This is a genomic window from Rhodococcus sp. SG20037 (assembly GCF_031763325.1).
GTDB classification, from domain to species: Bacteria; Actinomycetota; Actinomycetes; order Mycobacteriales; family Mycobacteriaceae; genus Rhodococcus_F; species Rhodococcus_F qingshengii.
The window spans coordinates 2887900-2912676 of the sequence record NZ_CP134497.1; the positions used below are offsets into that span (position 1 = coordinate 2887900).

Below are 24777 nucleotides of genomic sequence, written 5' to 3' on the forward strand. Positions count from 1 at the left end.
AAAAGGCGCACAGGCGCTAGCCTTCTACGACGCTCAGCTCGTCGAACACGATTTCACCCGCGGCATCCGATTCCGGGATGTCGACGACGGCAAGCAGTGCCCATCCGTGATCGCCCTCCGGATCCTCGAGCACCTGCCGCACCCGCCAGAACTCACCCTCTTCGGTGACCTGGAAGAGCGCCGGCCCGCGCGCCGATGGCCCGGTTCCGATTGTTGCGTACTCCTCGAAGTACGGGAGTAGTTGCTCTTCCCACTCGGCGGCGTCGATACCGTCCTCGAGGTTTTCCAGCTCGTTCCACTGCCGACGCGACGCGAGGTCGATGCGTCGGAACATCGCATTGCGCACCATGACGCGGAATGCGCGCGGGTTCGCCGAGATGGGACGGGGAATGTCGGCGCCGAACGCAACCTCTTCCGTGTCTGCCTCGGCTCCGGGGTCGGTGAGTGACTCCCATTCGTCGAGCAGGCTCGAGTCGACCTGACGGATCAGCTCACCCAACCACTCGATGATGTCTTCGAGTTCCTCGGTGCGCGCTTCCGTCGGGACGGTCTGTCGCAGCGCGCGGTAGGCGTCGGCGAGGTAGCGCAGGACGAGGCCCTCGGACCGGGTGAGTCCGTAATGGCTGATCAACTCGGCAAACGTCATGGCGCGTTCGATCATGTCGCGCACCACGGACTTGGGGGAGAGGGCGAACTCGGTGATCCACGGGTGGCCACCCCGGTACATTTCGAAAGCCGGGAACAGCAAGTCCGACAACGGTTTCGGCCACGTAACCTCTTCGAGGAGTTCCATGCGCTCCTCGTACTCGATGCCGTCGGCCTTCATCTGTGCCACCGCTTCGCCACGAGCGAAGTGCTGCTGCGCCATCAGAACCTGACGCGGATCGTCGAGCGTCGACTCGATGATCGAGACGACATCGAGTGCGTAACTGTCGGATTCGACGTCGAGAAGTTCGAATGCCGCCAAGGCGAACGGTGAGAGTGGCTGGTTCAAGGCGAAGTCGCGTTGCAGGTCCATCGTCAACCGAGCCATGCGGCCGTACTCGTCGGGTTCGTCGAGGCGTTCCACGATGCCGGCGCTGAGCAATCCGCGATACAGCGAGATCGCTTTGAGGATGTGCTTGCGCTGCGCCGGACGCGATTCGTGGTTGTCCTCCAACAGGTGCCGCATCGCGTCGAAGCAGTTACCCGGGCGGGCAATGACATTGAGCAGCATCGAGTTGCTGACCGAGAATCGCGACACCAACGGCTCGGGCGAGGCGGCGACCAAGCGATCGAACGTCGCTTCGCTCCAGGACACAAACCCCTCGGGAGCCTTCTTGCGTTGAATCTTCTTGATCTTCTTCGGATCGTCGCCGGCCTTGGCGACTGCCCGCAGATTCTCTACTTCGTGTTCCGGTGCCTGGACGACGACGGTGCCCATCGTGTCGTAGCCTGCACGACCCGCGCGGCCGGCGATCTGATGGAACTCGCGGGCTTTCAGATGCCGAGTGCGGACGCCGTCGTACTTGGCCAGACCCGTGAGCAGCACCGTGCGGATCGGGACGTTGATGCCGACGCCGAGGGTGTCGGTACCGCAGATCACCTTGAGAAGCCCGTCCTGTGCGAGAACTTCGATGAGCCGTCGGTACTTGGGCAGCATGCCCGCATGGTGAACGCCGATGCCGTGCCGGACCAGGCGGGAGAGTGTTTTTCCGAACCCGGTGGTGAAGCGGAAACCACCCAGCGCCTCGGCGATCGCTTCCTTCTCTTCTTTGGAACAGAAGTTGACGCTCGTCAATGCCTGGGCGCGTTCGAGCGCGGCGGCCTGCGTGAAATGCACGATGTAGACGGGGGACTGGTTGGTGGTCACCAGATCTTCGATGGTTTCGCCGACCGGCGTGGTCGCGTAGGAGAACATCAAAGGCACGGGGCGTTCTGTGCCGGAGACGACGGTGGTGGGTTTCCCGGTACGCCGCGTCAGATCTTCGGAGAAGAAGTCGACCTCACCGAGAGTTGCCGACATCAACAGGAACTGGGCGTGCGGCAACTCGATAAGCGGAACCTGCCACGCCCAACCTCGATCGGGTTCGGAGTAGAAGTGGAACTCGTCCATCACGACCTGGCCGATATCGGAGTTCGGGCCCTCGCGCAGTGCAAGATTCGCGACGATTTCGGCCGTCGCACAAATGATCGGCGCCGACGAGTTCACGGCGGCGTCGCCAGTCATCATGCCGACGTTCTCGGCACCGAAGACCTCACACAGCGCAAAGAACTTCTCGCTCACCAAGGCCTTGATCGGCGCTGTGTAGTACGTGCGCTTGCCGAGCGACATCGCATAGAAATGCGCGCCGATCGCCACCATCGATTTGCCTGACCCGGTCGGCGTCGCAAGGATCACGTTTGCACCCGAGACCAACTCCATGACGGCCTCTTCTTGGGCCGGGTAGAGCGTCAAACCTCGATCGATGGTCCACGAAGAGAAGGCGTCGAAAACGGAATCAGGATCCGCGTTGTCGGGGAGAAGTTCCGTCAGCAGCACTCGTACAGGCTAGCCGCAACCGTAGATCAGGTTGCGCTTCGCTCGTCCGAGCCCATGGCGTCGAGCACCGCCATGCGGGTGGACGACGTTCCGGTGATGGTGTTCTCGCCGACCCCGGAGATCAGCATGTGGCGCCAGCGAGCCTCGTCGAAGACGAGTGGTGCGGTGCTGGAAAGAAAATCTTCGACGATCTGCAGGAAACGCATCGGATCGTCGCGGAACGGGAAGTGGCCCGAGCCGCGGAAGACTTCGAGGCGTGAGTTCGGCATCGCCGCGTGCGCGAGATGAGCGTGGGAGACGGGAATGACGGAGTCGTCGTCGCCCCAGATCAGTTGAACCGGCAGATTCTCGGTCAGATAACAGCGGTCGAGCATCGTGACCACCTGTCCGCGCCAGTCCACGACGGCCCGCAGCGTACGAAGGTAGGCCTCGTAGGCAGTGGGGTCGGGGAGATCAGCGAGCACGCGAATCAGGTCCGGTGTGTCATGCAACATGGTGCCGGGACGCAGATTTGAACCGTGAACTACTCCGGCAAGGTTCCCGGCCATCCGGACGAGCGGCATCGCACCAGGTATCCGGAGCAGCTTTACCACCTCGTTGACCACCGGAACGGACATGAGGCGCAGCAGCGGATGGACGTCCTTGGTGACGCCACCGGCCGAGACCAGCACGAGGCGATCCACCATGTGTGGGAATTGGTAGGAGAACTGCATCGCTACGCCGCCGCCGAGCGAGTGCCCGATGACGGTGACGTGCTCGATGCCGAGCGTCGACAGAAGATCCCGCATGCCGTTGGCGTACGCGGCTACCGAGTAATCCGCGCGTGGCTTGTCGGAACGGCCGTGACCCAACAGGTCAGGTGCGATGACCGTGTACTTCTTGGCGAGGTGGGGAATGATCTCGGTCCACGTCGACGAGTTGTCGCCGATTCCGTGCAGGAGCAGTACTGCCGGACCCTCGCCGGCTATCCGAAATGCGCGTCGGTAGCCGTGAATCGTCCGGAACATCATCCGCGGTTCCTCGTCGGGGACCGGTCGGAGCTGACGGTTCCGTGGTCTGCTCATGTCGCCTCCTGGCTCGGCGTGTGACCACGTTGACTGTCTGCTCCAGTTGTTGAGCCGTCAACGAAAATCACACAGAGTTTGAGGCTATCCGACGGATGTGTCCTGAACAACAGCCCAGGTAACGGAGGGGTTGCGGAATGCGCACAATGTCGAATTATGCGCCCCGCCCGTCACATTTTCGTCAGTTGTCGCCTCGATCGAGGTCTCCAGCTGAGCCGAAGTCGTCATTTCCTGCCTGTTCGGCCAGGAACTTTTCGAACTCTGCGCCGATCTCGTCACCGCTGGGAAGGTCGGCCTCGCCGGCCAGAAGGGACGACTGTTGTTCCTGAGCGGCGACAAAAGTGTCGTATTGACGCTCCAAAGCGTGGACTACAGTCTGAACTTCTTCGTTCCCGGCTATGTGCTCGTTAACCTGTTCCCGAACGCGCGCCGCGGCCTCACCCAGTGCAACCAACGGCAACTCCAGATCCGAAACCTCGGAAACGTTTTCGAGCAAAGTTTCTGCGGCGCCCGGGTAGTCCGTTTGCGCGAGGTAGTGGGGGACATGCACCGAAAAGCCCATCGCCTCGTGCCCGTGCTGAGACATACGAAGCTCGAGCAGTGATGATGCGCTGCCGGGAACCTGCAGTTCACCTGACCAACGCTGATGGTCCTGGATCAGGTCCTTGTTGGTCGAATGTGCTGTCACACCCAGCGGTCGGGTGTGCGGGATTGCCATCGGAATGGCGTTGAGCCCGATGGTTCGACGCACTCCCAACTGTTCGGACAACAGTCGAACGGCTGTGGTGAACCGCTCCCACTTGAGGTCCGGTTCCATCCCTGCGAGCAGCAGGAACGGCGTGCCGGCCGTATCGCGCAGTGCGTACAGATTGAGCGCCGGAGCGTCGTAATCGGAGAAATGATCGGCCTTGAACGTCATCGTCGGTCGACGCGAGCGGTAGTCGATCAGCTCGTCGACAGCAAACGACGCGACAAGCTCGGTCTCGAGGCTTTCGCGCAGATGCGTCGTCGCCAACTTCACGGCGTGACCGGCGTCGGAGTAACCCTCGAGTCCGTGAATCAGGATCGGTCCCTGGCCGTCGGCAGCCGCCAACTGGGGCGCCGGAAATTCCAGCTCGTACATCCTCGACTGTTCGTCCATCGCAGTCCCCTTCGCTCTTCGGTCTTGATCTCAAGTGTCCACTATCGGCGCACGCGCGACAGCATCGGAGTCAGGTGCCCGACAGCACTGGATCAGACGTTCATCGGTAAGAACACCGAGTCGGTGACCGATCATTCCCGATCCGATGAGACGGGCGTTCGCCGAGAGCGAAGCCGAGCGGTATCTTTCGACACTTGGCCTGGGCGTTCGCTAGATGTCGGGTGCGCGGCTTCGGACATGGCAGAGTGGAACACAAGGTCGGCACGGCCGATTTGTCCGAAATGGGTTGGTCGATTGTCGGGATCGGTCGAGTGCGGAGGCTTACATGCGGGTGTGTCCACGATCGTCCAGGCGAGTGGCCGCATGCTCACTTGCTGCGGTGGCCGCCGTTGCACTACTCGCGGGTTGCTCCGGGTCTGTCCAAGGAGCACCCGTTCCGGACTCCGCGCCGGCGACTGCCGGTGCGACCGACAGCGGCACGGCGGCGCCGAGTACGACGGCTGCACCCAAATCCTCGACGCCGAAATCCACCTCTCCGAAAACGGCGGCACCGCTGTCCGAACTGCTGCTGACTCCCGAGGAATTCCCCGAGCCCTTCGGCGCTGTTGTGCTGCCCCCGCAAGCTGTTCCGATGGCAGCGCCGGATCTAGTCGGCGTCCCGCGCGGTGCTACCGTCGATCCGTCCGAATGTGAGCCACCGGAACAGGATTACGGTCCGAACGGGACCGTGATGGCGGTCGGGACCGACAACGCGACGAGGGCAACGATTTCGGTCGAACTCACGAAGGTCGATGCACCACTGGACGAGTTGGAAGCGCAAACTCGGCAGTGCCCGTCCATGACTGTCACTGCGAACGGCGTCACTACGACAGTGACGACGGAAATTCTTCCGCCGTCGCCGATCGATGCCGACAAGACGATGTCACTTCGCCGCACTGTCGTGTCCCCCAAGGCCACAGCCGGTGATCAGACGATGTTGACCTTGATCGCGCAGGTCGGCGACGTACGGGTGGCGACAACACTGATGACGTTCGGTTCTGCGACGCCCTCGACGGCACCGCTGGATCAAGCGTTCACCGCAGCCGTACAGAAGGTCGAAGCAGGCAAGTGATTTCGCAGCACACAGGTCCGACAAGTAGCGGAACTGCTCGGTGCGGCGCGGTACTTGCTCCCCAACAAATGCGGTAATCCACAGACGACTTGGACGCAGCTGTTTTCCCTGGTCGAGCAGACGGCCGGGTCAGGGTGATCAGCGACGGTGTGTGCATGACGACATCACCTCTTCCGGGAGAATTCGAATTCTCCGACGACGACCTTGCCGCCCTTCTCGGATGCGTCGAACGCGTCTCCGATCCAGGCGAATTGATCGCGGCAATACCCGCACTCCTGGGCTTCCATCCGTCCAACTCTGTGGTTGCGCTGTCTCTGATGGGCGCCTCCGCCTCGACGCTCGGACCAGTGATGCGGCACGACTACTTTCCCAGTGTCAGGGGAAAGCCCGCGAGGCAGATGAGCGCGGCGCTGCGCCAGTTCGCCGCCGTCTGTGACGGGGAAGGCGCGCGTGCGGTCGTTCTCGTGGTGATCACCGATTGCTCGGCAGCTGAAACTCTGATCGATGAAACCATCGAGCTGGCCGAGGTATTCGAAGACATGCTCGGCGGAACCTGCGTCGAGCTGGCCGACGTATTGTGCACGGCCGCAATAGAATCTGGCCAGCCGTGGACGAGCGTCATGCGTTCGATTCACCGCGGCACCCTGCCAGACCCGGCATCTTCGTCGGTTGCAGCAGCACAGGTGTTGGGCGGGAGGGTCATTCGCCGTTCGCGTGAGGAACTGGTCCGGTGGGTACACGGCGCCGCTCGCAATCACGACACGATTGCCCGACTGATCGCGAGCCGACGAGAGTCGAGCGCGCACAGTGGGGGACCGAGCGGTGAAACCGCAGTTCAGTGCCGGATCGATCTGGTGTTGGAACACGTCCGCCGTGTCGAGGCAGGCGCTCACCGCCCTGACCCGCAGGAATGCGCCGATCTGGTGGTCGCATTGACGGACGTACGCGTGCGCGACGTGGTGCTGGGATTGGCGATCACGTCCGTTGCGGCACATGCTGAGCAATTGTGGCTCCTGCTTACCCATGAAGTCCCGTTGCCCGAACGAGCTTGGCCGGCAACACTTCTCGGCTTCTTTGCATACGTGCGTGGCGACGGACCTCTGGCAGGTGTTGCGCTGTCGGCCGCGCTGTCGGCCGATTCGGAACACACCTTGGCGGGATTGCTGGATCTATCGCTGCAATCCGGTATGCGCCCCGACGGAATCCGTGACCTCGCGGCCGTCGGATTGTCCATCGGGGAATCGCTCGGAATCACCGGCTTGCCGCCGGCACTGCCGAGTGGAAGCTAGCGAGCAGCGTGTGAGCGGTCGCCCAGATCCTGGAGGAACTGCCATGCGTCGGCGACGATGACGTCGAGATCGGTACGCGTGGGCGTCCAACCCAGCTCGGCAATCGCCTTGTCGCTCGATGCGATCAGTACTGCCGGATCACCCAGCCGTCGTGACGCGTCCTCGACGTTGATCGGCAGGCCGGTGACCCGCGCACAGGCGGCGATCACCTCGCGCACGCTGAAGCCGGCACCGCTTCCGAGGTTGTAGATGCGGTGCTCGCCGGGAACCGAGGATTCGAGCGCCAGTAGATGTGCTTCGGCGAGGTCCAGCACGTGGATGTAGTCGCGTACCGCGGTTCCGTCCGGCGTGGGCCAGTCGGTTCCGAAGACCGAGATCTTGTCCCGCTGCTCGAGTGCGACCTGAAGGACGAGCGGAATCAGGTGGGTTTCGATCACCCGGTTCTCACCGGCGGACTTGTACGCGCCCGCGACGTTGAAGTAGCGCAAGCTCGTCGCACCGAGGCCGTGGGCGATCGAGTACGAGGTGATCGCATGATCGATCGCGAGCTTGGTCGCGCCGTACGGATTGGTGGGGCGGGTCGGAGCGGTCTCCACGATCGGGGACTGCTCCGGTTCGCCGTACGTTGCGGCGGTGGACGAGAACACGAGGCGCGGAGTACCGGAGACACGGATCGCCTCGAGCAACTCGATGGTCGTGACGACGTTTCCGCGCCAGTACTTTTCGGGGTGCAGCACCGATTCGCCGACCAGCGACTGCGCCGCGAAGTGAAGCACACCGTCGAAAACCGGTGAACCCGCACTGCCGAGGACGTCGGCAGCAAGCGCTCCCACGTCTCCTTCGATGAACTCGGCACCGGCAGGCACCGCGTCGGCATTTCCGGTGGAGAGGTCGTCGATGACGACAACCTCGTGTCCACGCTCGAGCAACACAGTGCTGCACACACTGCCGACGTAACCGGCGCCGCCGGTGACCAGGAGTTTCATCTACTTCCTCAGACCTGCTTGACCTGAACGGCGTGAGCCATTTCCTCGGACAGGTCGAACCCGCTGTGACCCGGCACGATGATCGTCACCGAGCCCGGACGGGTTTCGACCGTCACCCTGGCGTCGGGAACGACGCCGGCGTCACGCAGCTGCGCGATCACCTCGGGATCGGACTGCACGTGCTCGGCCAGTCGCCGAACGACCACAGCTGTCTGTGCGCCGTGCGGAATATCGGTCAGGCGCACCAATGTTTCGGTGGTGGCAACCGGGCCGTCGAGTCCCAACTGGTCCAAGCCCGGAATCGGGTTGCCGTAGGGCGACGTCGTGGGGTTGTTCAGAACGACGACGAGCCGACGCTCGACCTCCTCGCTCATCACGTGCTCCCAACGGCATGCCTCGGCATGTACGTCTTCCCATTTGAGACCGATGACGTCCACCAGCAGGCGCTCTGCCAACCGGTGCTTACGCATGACAGAGATCGCGAGATCGCGACCCTTGTCGGTGAGTTCCAGATGTCGATCGCCGGCGACCATCAGCAAGCCGTCACGCTCCATACGCGCAACAGTCTGGCTGACGGTGGGTCCGCTCTGTTCGAGCCGTTCGGCGATCCGCGCCCGGAGTGGGACTACGCCCTCTTCTTCCAAGTCGTAGATCGTCCGGAGATACATCTCCGTGGTGTCGACTAGATCCTTCACACTCAACCCCTTCGTCAGTTGATCATTCTACCGTTCAGTTCGTGGTTCCGGTGCCGCCTCCACCGCGGCGAGTCCAGCGCGTGTCCGAATTGGATTCGTGTCACTCGATCTCGGTCTCCGAAGCGGGCCACGAGTGTGGTGTGCAGCACGAAACGAGAAGGAAGTAGCGTGATCCCATGACCGCGTCGATCAGATCTGACGGGGACCCCGCGGCGTCTCGAGCGAATCGAGTCGTGGTGTGGAGTCCGGAGTACCTGAGCTATCGGTGGAGCGCCGATCACCCGATGAATCCCACTCGCCTCGATCTCACGATGGCACTCTCGCGAAGCCTCGGACTTCTCGAGGGCATCGAATTTCTCGAACCGAGTGCCGCGTCCGATGCCGACCTCCTCAGAATCCACACACCGGCATATCTTGCAGCGGTCAAAGACGCGGGTAACTCTGCGAACAACGGTGTGAGCGGCCAGGATGTTCCCCACGGGCTCGGTACCGAGGACAACCCGGTCTTCCCGCACATGCACGAAGCCAGTGCGATCCTCGCCGGCGGCTCGCTGGCCGCAGCGCAGGAAATCGCTTCGGGACGTACGAGGCGCGCGGTCAGCATCGGCGGCGGCATGCACCACGCGATGGCGGATTGGGCCTCTGGATTCTGCGTCTACAACGATGCGGCGGTTGCGATTTCGTGGCTGCTCGACAACGGCTACGACCGCATCGCCTACATCGACGTCGACGCTCACCACGGCGACGGAGTGCAACATGCGTTCCTCGGGGACCCGCGGGTGCTCACGGTCTCGCTGCATCAGCACCCGGCAACCTTGTGGCCGAACACCGGATGGTCGAGCGAAGTCGGCGACGGGGCCGCCGAAGGTACGGCGGTGAACATCCCGGTGCTGCCCGGAACCGTCGACGCGTTGTGGCTGCGTGCATTTCACGCCGTCGTCCCGGGAGCCATTGCAGCCTTCCGCCCGCAGATCATCATCAGCCAGTGCGGAGTCGACTCGCACCGCGAGGACCCGCTCGCGGATCTCGCCCTCACCGTCGACGGTCAGCGCGCCGCGTTTTTGGCGATGCGTGACCTCGCCGACCGATACTCCGAGGGGCGGTGGCTGGCAGTCGGAGGCGGGGGATACGGACTGGTGCGCGTCGTGCCGAGGGCATGGACTCACTTGATCGCTGCAGCGCTCGATCGCGAGATCGACGTCGACACCGCCGTCCCGGAAGACTGGAAGGAATCGACGAAGCTGCGAGCGCCGAGCGTCGACCTCCCGCCGACCATGGGGGACGGCGGCGATGTCGCCTACACGCCGTGGGACGGCCCGGGTGGTACGCCGGAGACAGGTGTCGCCTCGGTGGACCGTGCACTCACCCGTATCGACTCGGCGATCATCGCGACACGTCGCGCTTCGTTCCCGCTACTCGGACTCGACCCGGAGGATCCCCGTGACTGAACAGTCCGATACCGAAGCTGCAGGCGGCGAGGCGAGCGGCCAGGCGCCGAAGACCGACCCCGCTCACACCTATCCCCATTCCTGGGTAGTCGATGTTCTCGCCTCCGACGGCGGAGCGGTGGCGTTGCGACCCATCGTTCCCGAAGACGCGGACAAGCTCGTCGAATTCCACGGCAAACTCTCCGAGCGCACCCGGTATCTGCGCTACTTCGGCCCGTACCCCACGATGTCGGCGCGCGACGTCAAGAACTTCACGACGGTCGACCACCACAACCGCGTGGCGTTCGTGATGATGCTCGGCGACGAGATCATCGCGGTGGGTCGATACGAGCGACTGCTCGACGTCGGTGACGGAAAGTCTGCCGAGGTCGCCTTCGTCGTCGCCGACGCACACCAGGGGCGCGGCCTCGGCCCGATCCTGCTCGAGTACCTGGCAGCGGCAGCGGCCGAGAACGGTCTGACGATGTTCGTCGCCGAGGTCCTCTCCGAGAACCGCAACATGGTGACGGTGTTCCGTGAGGCGGGGTATCAGGTGAGCCGCTCTTTCGACGGTGGCGTGCTGAGACTCGAATTCGCGATCGACCCGACGGAAGCGCTTGTTTCAGTACGTAATTCGCGTGAGCGGGCAGCTGAGGCCCGCAGCATGGGAAACGTGCTCAGCCCGCGATCGGTGGCGGTGATCGGCGCATCAGCGGACCCGGCCAAAGTGGGTAACGCGGTGTTGACCAACCTGCTGCGCGGCGGATTCACCGGACCGGTCTATCCCGTCAACGCGGAGCATCGTTCGGTACACGGCGTTCGGGCATACCCGACGGTTCGTGACATCCCCGACGACGTCGATCTCGCCGTCGTGGCTGTACCTGCAGAATCGATCAATTCGGTACTCGACGACTGCCTCGACAAGGGCGTCAAAGCGCTGGTGGTCGTCTCGTCGGGCTTCAGTGAGAGTGGTCCGGACGGGCGCTCGTCCGAACGCAAACTGGTCCATGCAGCGCGCGCTCACGGTATGCGCCTCATCGGCCCGAATGCGCTGGGTGTCGCGAACAACGACCCGGCGATTTCGTTGAATGCGACGCTCGCGCCGGTCTTGCCGGTGGCAGGCAACGTCGGCTTCTTCTGTCAGTCCGGCGCGCTCGGTATCGCCATTCTCGACGAAGCCGCTCGCAGCCGAATCGGATTGTCCGCCTTCGTTTCCGCCGGTAACCGTGCGGACGTCTCGGGTAACGACCTTCTGCAGTACTGGGATTCCGACCAGTCCACCGAAGTGGTCCTTCTCTATCTGGAGAGCTTCGGCAACCCACGGAAGTTCTCTCGCATCGCGCGTCGAGTTGCGCGGAAGAAGCCGATCGTCGCGGTGAAGAGCGGTCGGCACGCGGTTCCGCCGGTGCTCGCCGCCACCGGAGTCGAGATCGACGATTCGATCGTCCGCGCCCTCTTCGAACAGGCGGGCGTCATTCAGGTCGGGTCCATTTCACAATTGTTCGACTGCGCCTTGCTCTTCGGATACCAACCGTTGCCCGCCGGCCCCCGGCTTGCGGTCATCGGCAACTCGACCGCGCTCGGTGTCCTCGCTGCGGACGCGGCCCGCAGTGAAGGTCTGCAGGTCAGCGACCCGGTCGACCTCGGCGCTCAGGCGAGTCCGGAACTGTTCGCCACTGCCGTGCGCGACGCTTTGGCGTCGTTCGACGTCGATGCCGTCATTGCCGTCTTCGTTCCTCCGGTCGCCATTCCGGTCGAGCCGTTCGCGAAAGCACTCAAGGACGCCGTCGCAGGCTCGGACAAGCCGATTCTCACCACGTTCCTCGCAGCTGAGGGTGTGCCGGACGTCCTGGCGGTTCGTGACGAAGTCGGTAACCCGACCCGCGGTTCGGTGCCGTCCTACCCGGGGCCGGAGCGTGCCGCCCTGGCGTTGGCGAGGGCTTGGCGATATGCGGAGTGGCGCAGCAAGCCTGCGTCGAAGGTGGTTCGACCCGTGGGTATCGACTCCGAGCGAGCCCAGAAGATGGTGGCAGATTGGCTTGAAAACTCTCCTGGCCGTTGGCTTTCAGATGTGGAAGCGGCGGCGCTGCTCGAGTGTTACGGGGTCGCCGTCGTCGAATTCCGTTCGGTCCTGAGCGAAGACGAAGCAGTAGAGGCAGCGGATGCTGTCGGCTACCCGGTCGCGGTCAAGGCAACCGGCGAAATGTGGCGACACCGACCGGATCTGGGCGGTGTCAGGCTGGATCTGAGTGGACCGGAATCGGTGCGCCTCGCTTACCGAGATCTTGCGGCAGCGTCGGGTGAACCGCTGCTGCACGTGCAGAAAATGGCAACCAAGGGCATCGGATGTGTGGTTGGTGTCCAAGACGACCCGTCGTTCGGTTCGCTGATCTCGTTCGGGCTTGCCGGTGTGATCTCCGATCTCCTCGGTGACCGTGCCTATCGCGTACTGCCTCTCACCGAGGACGCTGCTACGGAATTGATCGACGCGCCCAAGGCCGCGCCGCTTCTCTCCGGATACCGCAACGCCGTTCCGGTCAACAAGGGTGCGTTGGTTGATCTGGTCCAGCGCATCTCGGCGCTGGCCGACGACATTCCCGAAGTCCGCGAACTGGCCTGTGAGCCGGTACTCGCTTCGGCTACCGGCGCGGAGATCACCGATTCACGTGTCCGAATCGGACCTGAGCCGAGCGCAATCGACCTGGGGCCCAGGCGGCTGCGGTAGACACAGCGAACAACACCGGCCACCGCACATTCCCGAGGGGGAGGGAAGTAGCGGTGGCCGGTGCTTTGTGCGGTGCGTCAGCGCGAGTGGTGTGGCGCGCTGACGCACGTGCTGTGTTGTTTGATCAGCTCGCGTAGGACCGCAGTTTCTCGGCGCGATCGCCGACGCGGAGCTTGCCCATGACCTCACGCTCGATCTGACGAACCCGCTCACGCGAGAGGCCGAAGAGCTTGCCGATCTGATCGAGGGTGCGGGGCTGGCCGTCGTCGAGACCGTAGCGAAGTCGGATGACCTGCTGCTCCCGCTCGTCGAGCGTCCCGAGCACGCTGCGCACATCGCTGTGCAGCAGACCGGCGATGACGGCGTTCTCGGCCGAGGTCGCCTCGGAATCTTCGATGAAATCGCCCAAGGGCGCTTCTTCGTCGTTGCCCACAGGCATGTCCAGGCTTACCGGGTCGCGGCTGTGGTCGAGCAGGTCGGCAATCTTGTGCGCCGGGATGCCCGACTCTTCGGCCAACTCGTCGTCCGTGGCTTCTCGCCCGAGCTGCTGGTGCAGTTCGCGCTTGATGCGGGCGAGCTTGTTGACCTGCTCCACGAGGTGGACTGGGAGCCGGATGGTGCGGCTCTGATCAGCCATTCCGCGGGTGATCGCCTGACGGATCCACCAGGTGGCGTACGTCGAGAACTTGAAGCCCTTGGCGTAGTCGAACTTCTCCATCGCACGGATGAGTCCGAGGTTGCCTTCTTGAATCAGATCGAGGAGCGGCATTCCGCGGCCGGTGTAGCGCTTGGCCAGCGACACGACGAGTCGCAGGTTCGCTTCCAGGAGGTGGCTACGTGCCGACTGTCCCTCGCGAACGATCGTTGCGAGATCCCTCTTCTTGGCGACTGTCAGGCGCTTTCCCGTGGCAAGGACGTGGCTGGCGTACAGCCCCGCTTCGATTCGCTTCGCCAGTTCGACCTCGTCTGCTGCTGTCAGCAGTGCAGTACGACCGATCCCGTTCAGGTAGACGCGGACCAGGTCTGCGGCCGGGCTCTGGGCGTCCAGATCTGCGGCGCTCGGACGAATGCGAGTAGTGGTGCTGGGGCTTGTCATGACTTGCCTCCCTATCGGCGGTCTCTCACACAGTTCAACGTGTGAGAGTTCCGGGAAAGTTCCCGTGCCGATTTCCGCTAAATCGCCTTGACCTGCAGTTATTTCCCAGTCGTCCTGAGAAGTTGCTGAGAACACAAAAATCTGCAACTCACCGGGAACTCAGTTCGTGACGGGAAGCACCAACCCGTGTCGAACCAGCGAGACCATCATTGTGACGACGGCCTCACGTAGCTGGTTCGGGTCTTCGCCGTTCGCCGCGGCAAGAAGTTCGATCAATTCGTCGACCACCAGTCCATCCGCTCGGAGTCCGGCCAACAGCGCAGCACCGAGCTCGTCGATCTCGTGCTGCCAGTGCGGTCCGTTGCCGCGGTGCACACGCGTGACCACTTGTTGCCATCCCTCGTCACCGGGGAGGTAGACGCGTTCGAGAGCCGTGTCCGGATCGAGGACGAAGCGTTCCTCGAGGACGTCGTGTTCACGCAACCAGGCAAGACGGTCGAAGTAAGCGAGCGCCTCGGCCCCGAGCGGGTCCGAGAAGCCGTGCATGAGGTCCTCGGCCATCAGGTCGGTGGGGGAGTCGGTGCGGCGAAGAAACACGAAACCGAAGCCGACGCCCTCGACATCGGCTTCTTCGAGGTGATCCAGCCAGGCGTTTGCTCTCGATGCCGTTTCCGGATCTCGAGGATCCTGCCCGCCGTCCTTGAGCCACGTGCCGACGTACAGAGCCGGATCCGCGACATCGCGCTGGACCACCCAGGCATCGACGCCGTGGGCCGGCAGCCACGACGCGATCCGCGACCGCCAGTCCTGCCCTTCGACGTGCACCCAGGACGCCAGCAGAGCTGCCGTGCCGCCGGGGTTCAGGTAGTCGATCGATTGCGAGATCATCAATTCGCTCGCACCGTCGAGATCGAGGCCGGAATCGCGGTACGTGTGATGGACGCGTGCCTCGCCGACGACAAACGGCGGATTGGCGACCACCTGGTCGAAGGTTCGACCCTCGACGGGTTCGAACCAGGACCCTTGAAGGAGTTCGACGTCCAGTCCGTTGAGGGCCATGGTTGCTGCTGTGAGGTCGACAGCGCGTTGATTGATGTCGGTTGCGGTGACCGAATCGGCGTACGTGTTCGCGTGCAGGGCTTGGATGCCGCATCCCGTACCGAGGTCGAGCACGCTGCCGACCCTCGCGGTGGGCGTGGCCTGCAGCAAGGACAGTGACGCATGCCCGACGCCCAGCACATGATCGGCCGTGGCCTTCTTGGGACGGATTCCGCCGTCGAGATCCGAGATCACCCAACGATCGCCGTCGCCGACGTCGATGGGGCGAAGATCCACCGCGGCCCGCACGAGCGGATTCTCACTGTCGAAGTTCTCACCTTCGAGCAGACCGGTGTCGACGCACTGCGCGATTGTCAGCGGAGCCAGCGCCGCGGCGACGTCGCCCGCCGGGCAGTCATCGGCGAGAAGGAACAGTCTGATGAGAACGCCCAGGTCCCCGAGTTCTCGGGTGGCGCGGCGCACGGGCACCGGCTCACTTCGACCGAGAGCAGCGTGAACTTCGGGACCTAGCGCCTCGAGCATGGTTCCGGTGTCGAATCGATTGCGAAGCAGAGCCTCACGCAGCGCAGGGGTGATGGACAGGAGCGTTTCGCTTCTCACCCTGTCATTCTCGCAGGCGGAACTTGTCAGCCTTCGATGGTGTGGTGCGTCGCGGATTCGATCTCGCCTGCGGTCTTCTTTCGTCCGTCGTATCGACTCGGTTCGTCCTTGGTGCGCGGTGGTCGGTCGTTGGCGATCAGGACGGCGATCCAGGGAAGCGGAATGGATGCACCGATGATGAGCATCGAGATCCAGGCGTTGGCCCAGATGCCGTACGCGATCGCCGCGAGGATCAACGCCGGGAACCGGAAGGACATGATGATCATGTACTTGCGCACTCGGGCTTTGTGCTGTTCTTCGACGGACTGCTGCGCTTCGGTGATCAGTACGGGATTGTCGGGAGTCCCGGCCTCGTCGGACCTGCCGAACGCGCCATTTCGTGCCATGACTCCACTGTTCCACTCTCGGCCGACAATTGCACACGACCCGTGGGTCGCACCGCTGTGACGGAGACGGCATTATTGGAGGGGTGAGCACTCAAACCAAGGAACGTCCCGACGTCTCCACCGACGAAACGACCGACGACGACACCCCGAAGTTCTTCCACTACGTGAAGAAGAACAAGATCGCCGAGAGCGCCGTCATGGGAACCCATGTCGTCGCGCTGTGCGGTGAGGTGTTTCCCGTGACGAAGTCCGCCAAGCCGGGATCTCCGGTGTGCCCGGACTGCAAGAAGATTTACGAAGGACTCCGTAAGGGCGACTGACCTCGGGTCAGGCGAGCGGGAGTACTTCCGGAGCTCGGCGGATCGACAGCCTCGACGCAGTCGGCCGCCGGGCTCTTCGCGTCTGCGTGCGGTTCATCGCAGGGATCTTGGTCGACGCACGAGTTCTGGCGCGACTCCGATTGTCTGCTCTCGGTTTGTCTGCTGCGGGGCCGCCCGTACGAGGGGACCGTGGCCGGGTCCGCTTTGTCGCCCGAGATGCGGATCGGGCTGGTGGCCAGGTGCCAGGTCAGGTTGGTGACCGGACCGGTCTTTTCGTCGGTGTTCTGAGCCGCAAGCCACTCTCGCATCTGCTCCATCCGAGTGGCACGAGCCGGCCAGAACTCCTGAACCGTCGCGTTGAACTCGGCGCCGAGCACGACGGCAAAACCGAGGAAGAACGTGAAGAGCAGAAACGCGATCGGCGTTGCCAGTGCGCCGTACGTGTAGCCGGTGCTGGTGACGAATCCCAGGTACCAGCGCAATCCGGTGCTGGCGGCCATGAAGAACACACCGGCGACCAGGGCGCCCGCGAGCAGCCGATGCCACGGCAGCGACTTCGGCAGAGCGACCTTGTAGAGCGTCGTGAGGCCGATGATCACCAGCAGACCGACAGCGGGGTAGTAGAACGTGTCGACCAGATTCGATCCGACCACGTACCAGGAGGCCGGCAGTGCTCGCCCGACGAGCGTCGGCCCCAGAGCTACCAGCGGCAGGATGAACACCGCCATCACCAGGAACATCACGTAGAGCAGCAGGGCGAAGATGCGCTGCCAGATGGGATTGCGGGCATCCTGCTGCCCGTGTGCTTCCACGATCGAGTCGACGAACGTACTGATCGCCGATGATCCCGCCCACAGGGACAGCAGGAAGCCCACGGAGATGATCTCCGGGCGTCCGCGCTGAAGGACGTCCGTCACCGTCGGGCGGATGATCTGGTCGACGACGCTTTCGCTGAAGATCGTTCCGCTGAACGTGACGATCTTGGATTCGATGATCTCGACGGTGTTGGGTCCGAACCACCCACCGATGTAGCCGATCATTCCCAGAAGGCCGAGCAGCAGGGGAGCAAGCGACAGCGTTTGCCAGAACGCGGCCGTAGCCGCCTTTCCGAAGATGGAATCGTCCCAGGCCTTGCTCAGGGTTCGACCGATCAACTGCCCGGTGCGGCGTAGCGGATGCCATCTGCGGTGGTGCAGATCACTTCCGCTCGACTTCTCGCCTCGCGCTTCACTCATGATGTCTCCAGCATCCCTGACGACACACCCGGTTGCCCAACCATGGCGCCGACGTGTCGCACATTTCTGAGACAATTCGCGTGCAGGTCGGCAGGATGCGAGAGAAGCGAAACCTCGCCGGCCGGAGTGAGAACGGCCATGAGTACGCGCTTCGAGTGCGGCTTTCGTCGGTGGCGGCGGCTAGGCTCGTCGCCGGACATTGATGAAAATTCGAGGAGCGCGAGACAACAGTGCGATTCCAGTGGAGGCGCGGCCTATGACGTCTGAGACCGTGGCAGCCGAGTTCGGCAATTCGCCCGAACCCGCCGGAGCTCAATCCGCGGGAACCCAACCTGGCGCCCCTACCGGTTCCCTTCGTGCATGGCAGCGCCGTGCACTGACCAAGTACCTTTCCAGCAGTCCGCGTGACTTTCTGGCGGTCGCAACGCCGGGAGCAGGTAAGACCACCTTCGCTCTGCGGGTAGCTTCGGAATTGCTCCGTGACCGGACGGTCGACCAGATAACCGTCGTGGCGCCGACCGAGCACCTCAAACACCAGTGGGCGGAGTCCGCACAGCGCTCCGGCCTCGCATTGGACTCGCGGTTCTCCAACTCGACCGGCCAGACCTCGAGTGACTATCACGGCGTCGTGCTGACCTACGCCCAGGTTGCCTCGCACCCGTCGAAGCATCGTGTGCGCACCGAGGGCCGCAAGACGCTGGTCATCCTCGACGAGATCCACCACGGCGGCGACGCCAAGAGCTGGGGCGACGCCATTCGTGAGGCTTTCGGCGACGCGACCAGACGTCTCGCACTGACCGGAACCCCGTTCCGCAGTGACGACAGTGCCATTCCTTTTGTCGAGTACGAGCCGGACAAGGAAGGTCTGCTCCGCTCGAAAGCCGATCACTCCTACGGATATTCGGATGCCCTCAAGGACGGTGTGGTTCGCCCCGTCGTGTTTCTCGCCTACTCGGGCGAGGCACGGTGGCGAAACAACGCCGGCGAGGAATTCACCGCTCGACTCGGCGAGCCGCTGAGCGCCGAGCAGACGACTCGGGCATGGCGTACGGCCTTGGACCCTGCCGGCGACTGGATTCCTGCCGTGCTGCAAGCAGCAGACACCCGTTTGGCGCAGCTGCGCAGTACCGGTATGCCCGATGCCGGCGGACTCGTCATCGCGACGGACCAGACAGTGGCCCGCGAGTACGCGAAGGCCCTGACAGCGATCACCGGCGAACAGCCGGCCGTCGTGCTGTCCGACGACCCCACCGCGTCCAAGCGAATCGCCGAATTCGGTGCGAGCGACCAGAAATGGATGGTCGCGGTCCGCATGGTGTCCGAGGGTGTCGACGTTCCCCGTCTGGCGGTCGGTGTGTACGCGACCAGCGCGTCGACTCCGCTGTACTTCGCTCAGGCGATCGGGCGCTTCGTACGTTCGCGTCGTAAGGGCGAAACTGCCAGCGTCTTCCTGCCGTCGGTGCCGGTGCTTCTCGACCTTGCCGCACAGCTCGAGGCCCAGCGTGATCACGTACTCGGCAAGCCGCATCGTGAGAAGGACGGCCTCGAAGACGACCTGCTCGCCGATGCGAACAAGCAGAAGGACGAGCTGGGCGAGGAGGAGAAGGCGTTCACGTCCCTGGGCGCCGATGCCGAACTCGACCAGGTGATCTACGACGGATCATCCTTCGGTACCGCGACATTCGCCGGAAGTGACGAGGAAGCCGACTACCTCGGTCTGCCAGGCCTACTCGACGCCGATCAGATGCGGGCATTGCTGCGTCAACGCCAGCAGACGCAGGTCGAGGCCAACTCGGCCAAGGCCGCCGCACCGCAACCCACGGCGGCAGTGGTATCCGATCGAGCGGCCACGGCAGATCAGCTCGGTGCGCTCCGCAAGGAGCTGAACGGGTTGGTGGCGATGAACGTCCACCGCACCGGTAAGCCGCACGGCATCATTCACGCGGAACTGCGCCGGGTGTGCGGCGGTCCGCCGACGGCCATCGCTACTGTCGATCAGCTGACCGAACGCATCGCGATTCTCCGCAGCTGGTAGCAGCCGATACCGGTCCCGCACGCTTCGCGTGCTTGCGACCCCGGAACGGCAGAACGGGCGATCACAGTGACTGTGATCGCCCGTTCTGGCGTTCATGGCGCGCCTCGTGAAGAGGCCACCCCCGGCTGACAGGTCAGATTGCGGGTTCGCTTTCGGAGACGACGGCATTCATCTCGCGAAGTCGATCCGCGTGTTCGGTTGCGTGGTGTCCGCAGAAGAGAAGCTCGCCGCCGGTGGGAAGCACGGCGCGTACGCGTGCTCCGGCACCGCACCGGTCGCACCGGTCGGCAGCGGTCAACTGTGGGCTGGTCAGTGTTCCGGGCATGACTCCTCCGTACTGGCTTTGCGGCATTCGGGCCGCGTGCCTGGGGCCTGGTCCGCCGCGTCGGAATGGCGCGGTAGATCCACTCTTACAGACGTTTGGGGTTTACGGGTTGTTCCCGAAGGCGTTTCTTAGTGTTGTGTCTCACTGGAAATGCGCTGGGCAGGCATTCTCGGGTGAAGATTGTTCGCTGACAGCTGATTCGGATCGCCGACCTCAGCCCGATATTCTGGGCGGATGAACCCGGGACGCGAACCACTTGTCGACGAGAGCGTCGAGTTGCTCCACATGTGCACGCGCGAGGAGTGGGCGCGGGCACAACAGCTCGGTGAACGTATCCCCGACGGATTCGAGGCGGAGGGATTTGTCCACATGTCGACTCCGGCGCAAGTTCATCTCCCGGCCAATCGGATCTTTGCCGGCCGTGACGACATAGTCCTTCTGGCTATCGATCCGGCCTTGCTCGGCGGTCAGGTCAAGTACGAACCGGGTGTCCCCTCGGACCCGGAATCGATGCGATTCCCGCATCTGTACGCCCCGATTCCCGTCGCAGCCGTCACCGCTGTCGTCGAGTATTTTCCGGGCGAGAACGGCGTGTTTTCGCCGGTTCGGTAGGTCGCCGGTTGGCCGGTCGTGAACTGTGCCCTGCGGATTACGGCCCTCCCGCGATGCAGGTCACCGATCGGCGCTACCGTTGGTATATGAACGTAGAAGTCACCCCACTACCGGGGATCGGGACGCGCAAGGATTTTGTTCTGTCTTCCGGTCGTCGCGTGGGTGTCGTCACCCATCGGGACGGTCATACCGACCTCATCGTTTCCAAGGCAGACGACCCTGACGCGTGTGCTGCCTCGCTGCCTCTGACCACCGAGGAAGCGGCAGCGCTCAGCAATCTCCTGGGTGCCCCCCAGCTCGTTGCTCAGCTCGAGGAAGAGCACCGTGATCTTCCGGGCATTCGAACCAAACAGCTCTACATCAAGGACGGTTCTCGCTACGACGGACAGACCCTCGGGGACACCGGCATGCGCACGCGTACCGGAGTCTCCATCGTCGCCGTCATGCGGGCAGGACAGGTGAGCCCGTCTCCGAACCCCGACTTCACGTTCACCGGGGGAGACCTTCTCGTGGCAGTCGGAACGCCGGACGGTTTGGCTGCAGCGGCAAAAATCTTGGCCAACGGCTGACTGGCGCGTGGACACAACCACCCTCGCACTGATCGAACTCGGCGCGGTCTTCTTCGCGCTCGGACTGCTCGGACGGCTCGCTGCTCGCGTCGGCATGTCGCCGATCCCGTTCTACCTGATCGGCGGCCTGTGCTTCGGACAGGGCGGTTTCATCCAGCTCGGCGACATCGGCGAGTTCTCCCATCTGGCAAGTGAGATCGGGATCGTCCTGCTCTTGCTGCTGTTGGGGCTCGAATACACTGCGGCCGAGCTCGTCACCGGTCTCAAACGCTCGCGGGTAGCCGGCATCGTCGACATCGTCCTCAACGCCACCCCTGGCGCGGTTGTCGGCTTGATGCTCGGCTGGGGCGTCGTGGGGGCGACGGTCATGGCCGGCGTCACCTACATCTCGTCTTCGGGAATCATCGCCAAGGTGCTCAGCGACCTGGGGCGCCTCGGTAACCGCGAGACACCGGTCGTGCTTTCGATTCTGGTGTTCGAAGACCTGGCGATGGCGCTGTACCTGCCGATTCTGACCGCGATGCTCGCGGGCGTGAGCTTCATGGGCGGGCTCGAAGCGGTCGGGATCTCGTTGTTGGTCATCACCGTGGTTCTTGTCGTGGCCCTCCGATACGGACGGTACGTCTCCGCCCTCCTCGACAGTCCCGACAGTGAGACGCTCCTGCTCAAGCTGCTCGGTGCCGCACTGTTGGTCGCCGGCATCAGTTCGGCGATGCAGGTGTCGGCGGCTGTGGGCGCATTCCTCCTCGGAATCGCGATCTCGGGGTCGACGGCGCACAATGCCAGTCGCGTGCTCGAGCCCCTTCGAGATCTGTTCGCCGCAATGTTCTTCGTGGTCTTCGGTCTCAACACCGATCCCAGTTCCATTCCGCCAGTCCTCGGATGGGCCGCGATCCTGGCAGTGGTCACGGCGATCACGAAGCTGGTAACCGGCGCTTGGGCGGCCAGACGTCAGGGTGTCGCGCGAATGGGTCAGGCGCGCGCCGGTGCCGCTCTGATCGCCCGCGGTGAGTTCTCCATCATCATCGCAGGCCTCGCGGTGTCCGCAGGCGCCGTCGACGCCGAACTTGCCGCATTGGCAACTGCTTACGTGCTCCTGATGGCGGTCATCGGCCCGGTGGCGGCAAGAGTTATCGAACCGGTCGCCTCGTTGTACATCAAGGTTCGTACGAAGTCCTGATTGCGGTCCTATTCTGTCCGGATGTCGAACAGAATCGCCCGTCCCGCCGCGACCGCTCTGTGTGCGCTGATCATCTCGTGTGCACCGGTCCCGGCGCTCGCCGGTGGAATTCCCGCTCTCGACCACGCCGGACCCACAGCTGCGCAGGTTGCCACGGATCGATCGCTACACCTCGAGGGTGCGTCGAACGCGCGTGACATCGGTGGCTACGTCGCCGCGGACGGGCAGACCGTTCGGTGGGGGAAGGTATTTCGCTCGAATGCCCTCGACAAGCTGACACCGTCGGATCTCGCGTCGTTGAGCGAACGCGGAGTGGAATCGGTCGACGACTTCCGTACGGTCGTCGAACGAACGCTCTCGCAGGATCGCCTTCCGAACGGGGCGCGAAGCAACTGGTTCGACGTCATCGGAACCAACCCCGCCAACCTCCCGGCGCTGGTGGACATGCCGACGATGTACGCGTTGATGGTGACCGATCCGGGGGCGAGCCGCGCATTCCACGACGCGCTGGTGAACGTCGCGAACACCGACGGTGCAGTCCTCTACCACTGCTCGGCGGGCAAGGACCGTACCGGTTGGATGACCGCAGTTCTCCTGACCGTCCTCGGCGTGAGTCGCACCGACGTGAACGCCGATTACATGCTCAGCAATCAGTACCTCACCGGACCCAGCACGGGGAGCGCGTTCATCGACGGCGTCGAACAGTCTTGGCTGGACACGTCTTTCGCCACGGTGGATCGGGTGTACGGCAACTTCGACAACTACGTCCGGGACGGCCTTCAGTTGAGCGAGGACGATGTCGCACAACTCCGGGACACACTCTTGGTCTGAGGCGGCAAACGCACAAGAGCCGCTCTCCGGCGATCCGGAGAGCGGCTCTTGTGTGCATAGCTGGTGTGACTAGTCGAGGTAGTCGCGCAGAACCTGCGAACGCGACGGGTGGCGCAGCTTCGACATCGTCTTCGATTCGATCTGGCGGATACGCTCACGCGTGACGCCGTAGACCTGTCCGATTTCGTCTAAAGTCCTCGGCTGACCGTCGGTGAGACCGAAGCGGAGGCGAACCACGCCGGCTTCGCGCTCGGACAGCGTCTCGAGTACCGACTGCAGCTGATCCTGCAGCAAGGTGAACGAGACGGCATCGACTGCGACAACAGCTTCGGAGTCCTCGATGAAGTCACCGAGCTGGCTGTCGCCCTCGTCGCCGATGGTCTGGTCGAGAGAGATCGGCTCACGCGCGTACTGCTGGATTTCCAGCACCTTCTCCGGCGTGATGTCCATTTCCTTGGCGAGCTCTTCCGGCGTGGGCTCACGGCCCAGGTCCTGGAGCAGCTCACGCTGGATACGGCCGAGCTTGTTGATGACCTCGACCATGTGCACCGGGATACGGATGGTGCGAGCCTGGTCGGCCATTGCGCGGGTGATGGCCTGACGGATCCACCACGTGGCGTAGGTCGAGAACTTGTAACCCTTGGTGTAGTCGAACTTCTCGACTGCACGGATCAGACCGAGGTTGCCTTCCTGGATGAGGTCCAGGAACGCCATGCCGCGGCCCGTGTAGCGCTTGGCCAGCGAGACGACCAGGCGGAGGTTGGCCTCGAGGAGGTGGTTCTTGGCGCGGTTGCCGTCGCGGCAGATCCAGCTCATGTCGCGTCGCTGAGCCGCAGGCAACTTCTCGCCCTTGTCAGCGAGGTCCTGCATGATCTGCACGGCGTAGAGGCCGGCCTCGATGCGCTTGGCCAGTTCGACTTCCTCTTCGGCGTTGAGGAGTGCGACCTTGCCGATCTGCTTGAGGTAGGCGCGAACCGAGTCGGCGGACGCCGTCAGTTCGGCATCCTTGCGTGCCTGACGGAGAGCCTCGGACTCTTCCTCGTCCCAGACGAAGTCGCCGGAAGCCTTGTCCTTCTCGGACGGCTCTGCAGCGGTCTCTTCGTCTTCGCCGACTGCTACGACCTCGACGACATCGGACTCGACCTCGGCAAGGTCGCCGTCCGTGATGTCGATGTCTTCCAACTCGACATCGCCGTCTTCGGCGTCAGGATCGCCGGCCTTCTTGGGGCTGGCCTTCTTAGCTGCTGCCTTCTTGGCCGGAGCTTTCTTGGCCGGAGCCTTCTTTGCTGCTGCCTTCTTGGCGGGGGCCTTTTTCGCCGGAGCCTTCTTGGCTGCCGGAGCGGTGACGGTGGCCGCCTCCACGGCTGGAGATTGTGGCTCTGACTCTGATGGAGAATCAGCAGTCTGACGTGTATCGGTGGCTGCCACGTACGCCCTTTCGTGACGGTGTCGTGCGGCGTCACGCCAGAGTGGTGATCCGGCGGAGAGGTCAATGGTTGTTGGCCGGCGCGCAGCCGGACTTCACCATTGTAACGACTCTCAGGAAACTCTTACGTCACGGCGGGCCGTA

Annotated in this window: 21 protein-coding genes; 10 read left to right on the top strand and 11 right to left on the bottom strand. The window is 63.5% G+C overall.

What is annotated here, in order from left to right; translation table 11 throughout:
* Window positions 1-16: 16 nt before the first annotated feature.
* The 3 genes from RHP72_RS13420 to RHP72_RS13430 all read right to left on the bottom strand — a co-directional run bounded on the left by RHP72_RS13420 (window position 17) and on the right by RHP72_RS13430 (window position 4726).
* On the bottom strand, window positions 17-2521 hold the full coding sequence (locus RHP72_RS13420) for an RNA helicase (RefSeq protein WP_208689573.1): 2505 nt from the start codon (window positions 2519-2521) through the stop codon (window positions 17-19).
* A gap of 26 nt (window positions 2522-2547) precedes the next feature.
* A complete protein-coding gene (locus RHP72_RS13425) occupies window positions 2548-3585 on the bottom strand; it encodes an alpha/beta fold hydrolase (RefSeq protein ID WP_007732813.1) in 1038 nt (345 codons plus the stop codon).
* Window positions 3586-3766: 181 nt separating this feature from the next.
* Entirely contained in the window at window positions 3767-4726 is a 960-nt protein-coding gene (locus RHP72_RS13430; protein WP_003942198.1) for a proteasome assembly chaperone family protein, read from the bottom strand.
* 355 nt (window positions 4727-5081) lie between these two features.
* Between RHP72_RS13430 and RHP72_RS13435 the strand changes: the two genes are divergently transcribed.
* Window positions 5082-5837, top strand: coding sequence for a sensor domain-containing protein (locus tag RHP72_RS13435; RefSeq protein WP_311094768.1), 756 nt, complete (start codon window positions 5082-5084; stop codon window positions 5835-5837).
* Window positions 5838-5992: 155 nt separating this feature from the next.
* A complete protein-coding gene (locus RHP72_RS13440) occupies window positions 5993-7126 on the top strand; it encodes a DUF4192 domain-containing protein (RefSeq protein ID WP_311094769.1) in 1134 nt (377 codons plus the stop codon).
* Here the strand turns inward: RHP72_RS13440 and galE are convergent.
* Together galE and RHP72_RS13450 are read right to left on the bottom strand one after the other, a co-directional pair.
* A complete protein-coding gene (galE, locus tag RHP72_RS13445; RefSeq protein WP_003942257.1) occupies window positions 7123-8112 on the bottom strand; it encodes a UDP-glucose 4-epimerase GalE in 990 nt (329 codons plus the stop codon). The two genes, RHP72_RS13440 and galE, sit on opposite strands and share 4 nt — an antisense overlap.
* A gap of 8 nt (window positions 8113-8120) precedes the next feature.
* Complete coding sequence (locus RHP72_RS13450; protein ID WP_003942150.1) at window positions 8121-8807, bottom strand: metal-dependent transcriptional regulator; 687 nt, start codon at window positions 8805-8807, stop codon at window positions 8121-8123.
* A gap of 176 nt (window positions 8808-8983) precedes the next feature.
* On the opposite strand from RHP72_RS13450, the gene RHP72_RS13455 reads away from it, so the two are divergent.
* Complete coding sequence (locus tag RHP72_RS13455; protein ID WP_003942159.1) at window positions 8984-10255, top strand: acetoin utilization protein AcuC; 1272 nt, start codon at window positions 8984-8986, stop codon at window positions 10253-10255.
* Complete coding sequence (locus tag RHP72_RS13460; RefSeq protein ID WP_030536893.1) at window positions 10248-12959, top strand: bifunctional GNAT family N-acetyltransferase/acetate--CoA ligase family protein; 2712 nt, start codon at window positions 10248-10250, stop codon at window positions 12957-12959. Before RHP72_RS13455 ends, RHP72_RS13460 begins: the two co-directional genes overlap by 8 nt.
* 124 nt (window positions 12960-13083) lie before the next feature.
* On the opposite strand, the gene RHP72_RS13465 is transcribed toward RHP72_RS13460, so the two are convergent.
* From RHP72_RS13465 to RHP72_RS13475, 3 genes are all read right to left on the bottom strand, one after another.
* Window positions 13084-14055 carry a sigma-70 family RNA polymerase sigma factor gene (locus RHP72_RS13465; protein WP_003942639.1) on the bottom strand — a complete coding sequence of 324 codons (972 nt, stop codon included), beginning with the start codon at window positions 14053-14055 and terminating at the stop codon, window positions 13084-13086.
* Window positions 14056-14214: 159 nt separating this feature from the next.
* On the bottom strand, window positions 14215-15714 hold the full coding sequence (locus RHP72_RS13470) for a methyltransferase (protein ID WP_311094770.1): 1500 nt from the start codon (window positions 15712-15714) through the stop codon (window positions 14215-14217).
* Window positions 15715-15740: 26 nt separating this feature from the next.
* Complete coding sequence (locus tag RHP72_RS13475; protein WP_003942638.1) at window positions 15741-16100, bottom strand: DUF3099 domain-containing protein; 360 nt, start codon at window positions 16098-16100, stop codon at window positions 15741-15743.
* A gap of 83 nt (window positions 16101-16183) precedes the next feature.
* Here RHP72_RS13475 and RHP72_RS13480 point away from each other — a divergent pair, with 83 nt between their 5' ends.
* The gene (locus RHP72_RS13480; protein WP_003942602.1) at window positions 16184-16420 is read left to right on the top strand and encodes a DUF3039 domain-containing protein; all 237 of its coding nucleotides are present in this window, start codon (window positions 16184-16186) and stop codon (window positions 16418-16420) included.
* On the opposite strand, the gene RHP72_RS13485 is transcribed toward RHP72_RS13480, so the two are convergent.
* The gene (locus RHP72_RS13485) at window positions 16393-17655 is read right to left on the bottom strand and encodes a YihY/virulence factor BrkB family protein (RefSeq protein ID WP_030536891.1); all 1263 of its coding nucleotides are present in this window, start codon (window positions 17653-17655) and stop codon (window positions 16393-16395) included. The two genes, RHP72_RS13480 and RHP72_RS13485, sit on opposite strands and share 28 nt — an antisense overlap.
* 256 nt (window positions 17656-17911) lie before the next feature.
* Here RHP72_RS13485 and RHP72_RS13490 point away from each other — a divergent pair, with 256 nt between their 5' ends.
* The gene (locus tag RHP72_RS13490; RefSeq protein WP_020907558.1) at window positions 17912-19690 is read left to right on the top strand and encodes a DEAD/DEAH box helicase; all 1779 of its coding nucleotides are present in this window, start codon (window positions 17912-17914) and stop codon (window positions 19688-19690) included.
* A 133-nt stretch (window positions 19691-19823) separates the two neighbouring features.
* On the opposite strand, the gene RHP72_RS13495 is transcribed toward RHP72_RS13490, so the two are convergent.
* Window positions 19824-20015, bottom strand: coding sequence for a hypothetical protein (locus RHP72_RS13495; protein ID WP_003942643.1), 192 nt, complete (start codon window positions 20013-20015; stop codon window positions 19824-19826).
* A gap of 234 nt (window positions 20016-20249) precedes the next feature.
* Between RHP72_RS13495 and RHP72_RS13500 the strand changes: the two genes are divergently transcribed.
* From RHP72_RS13500 to RHP72_RS13515, 4 genes are all read left to right on the top strand, one after another.
* On the top strand, window positions 20250-20627 hold the full coding sequence (locus tag RHP72_RS13500) for a DUF952 domain-containing protein (RefSeq protein WP_007732832.1): 378 nt from the start codon (window positions 20250-20252) through the stop codon (window positions 20625-20627).
* Window positions 20628-20713: 86 nt separating this feature from the next.
* Entirely contained in the window at window positions 20714-21196 is a 483-nt protein-coding gene (locus RHP72_RS13505) for a cation:proton antiporter regulatory subunit (RefSeq protein WP_021344116.1), read from the top strand.
* A gap of 7 nt (window positions 21197-21203) precedes the next feature.
* The gene (locus RHP72_RS13510; RefSeq protein ID WP_003942634.1) at window positions 21204-22376 is read left to right on the top strand and encodes a cation:proton antiporter; all 1173 of its coding nucleotides are present in this window, start codon (window positions 21204-21206) and stop codon (window positions 22374-22376) included.
* Between the two features lie 21 nt (window positions 22377-22397).
* The gene (locus RHP72_RS13515) at window positions 22398-23207 is read left to right on the top strand and encodes a tyrosine-protein phosphatase (RefSeq protein ID WP_047269342.1); all 810 of its coding nucleotides are present in this window, start codon (window positions 22398-22400) and stop codon (window positions 23205-23207) included.
* 69 nt (window positions 23208-23276) lie between these two features.
* On the opposite strand, the gene RHP72_RS13520 is transcribed toward RHP72_RS13515, so the two are convergent.
* Window positions 23277-24701 carry an RNA polymerase sigma factor gene (locus tag RHP72_RS13520; RefSeq protein WP_370333980.1) on the bottom strand — a complete coding sequence of 475 codons (1425 nt, stop codon included), beginning with the start codon at window positions 24699-24701 and terminating at the stop codon, window positions 23277-23279.
* Window positions 24702-24777 lie beyond the last annotated feature (76 nt).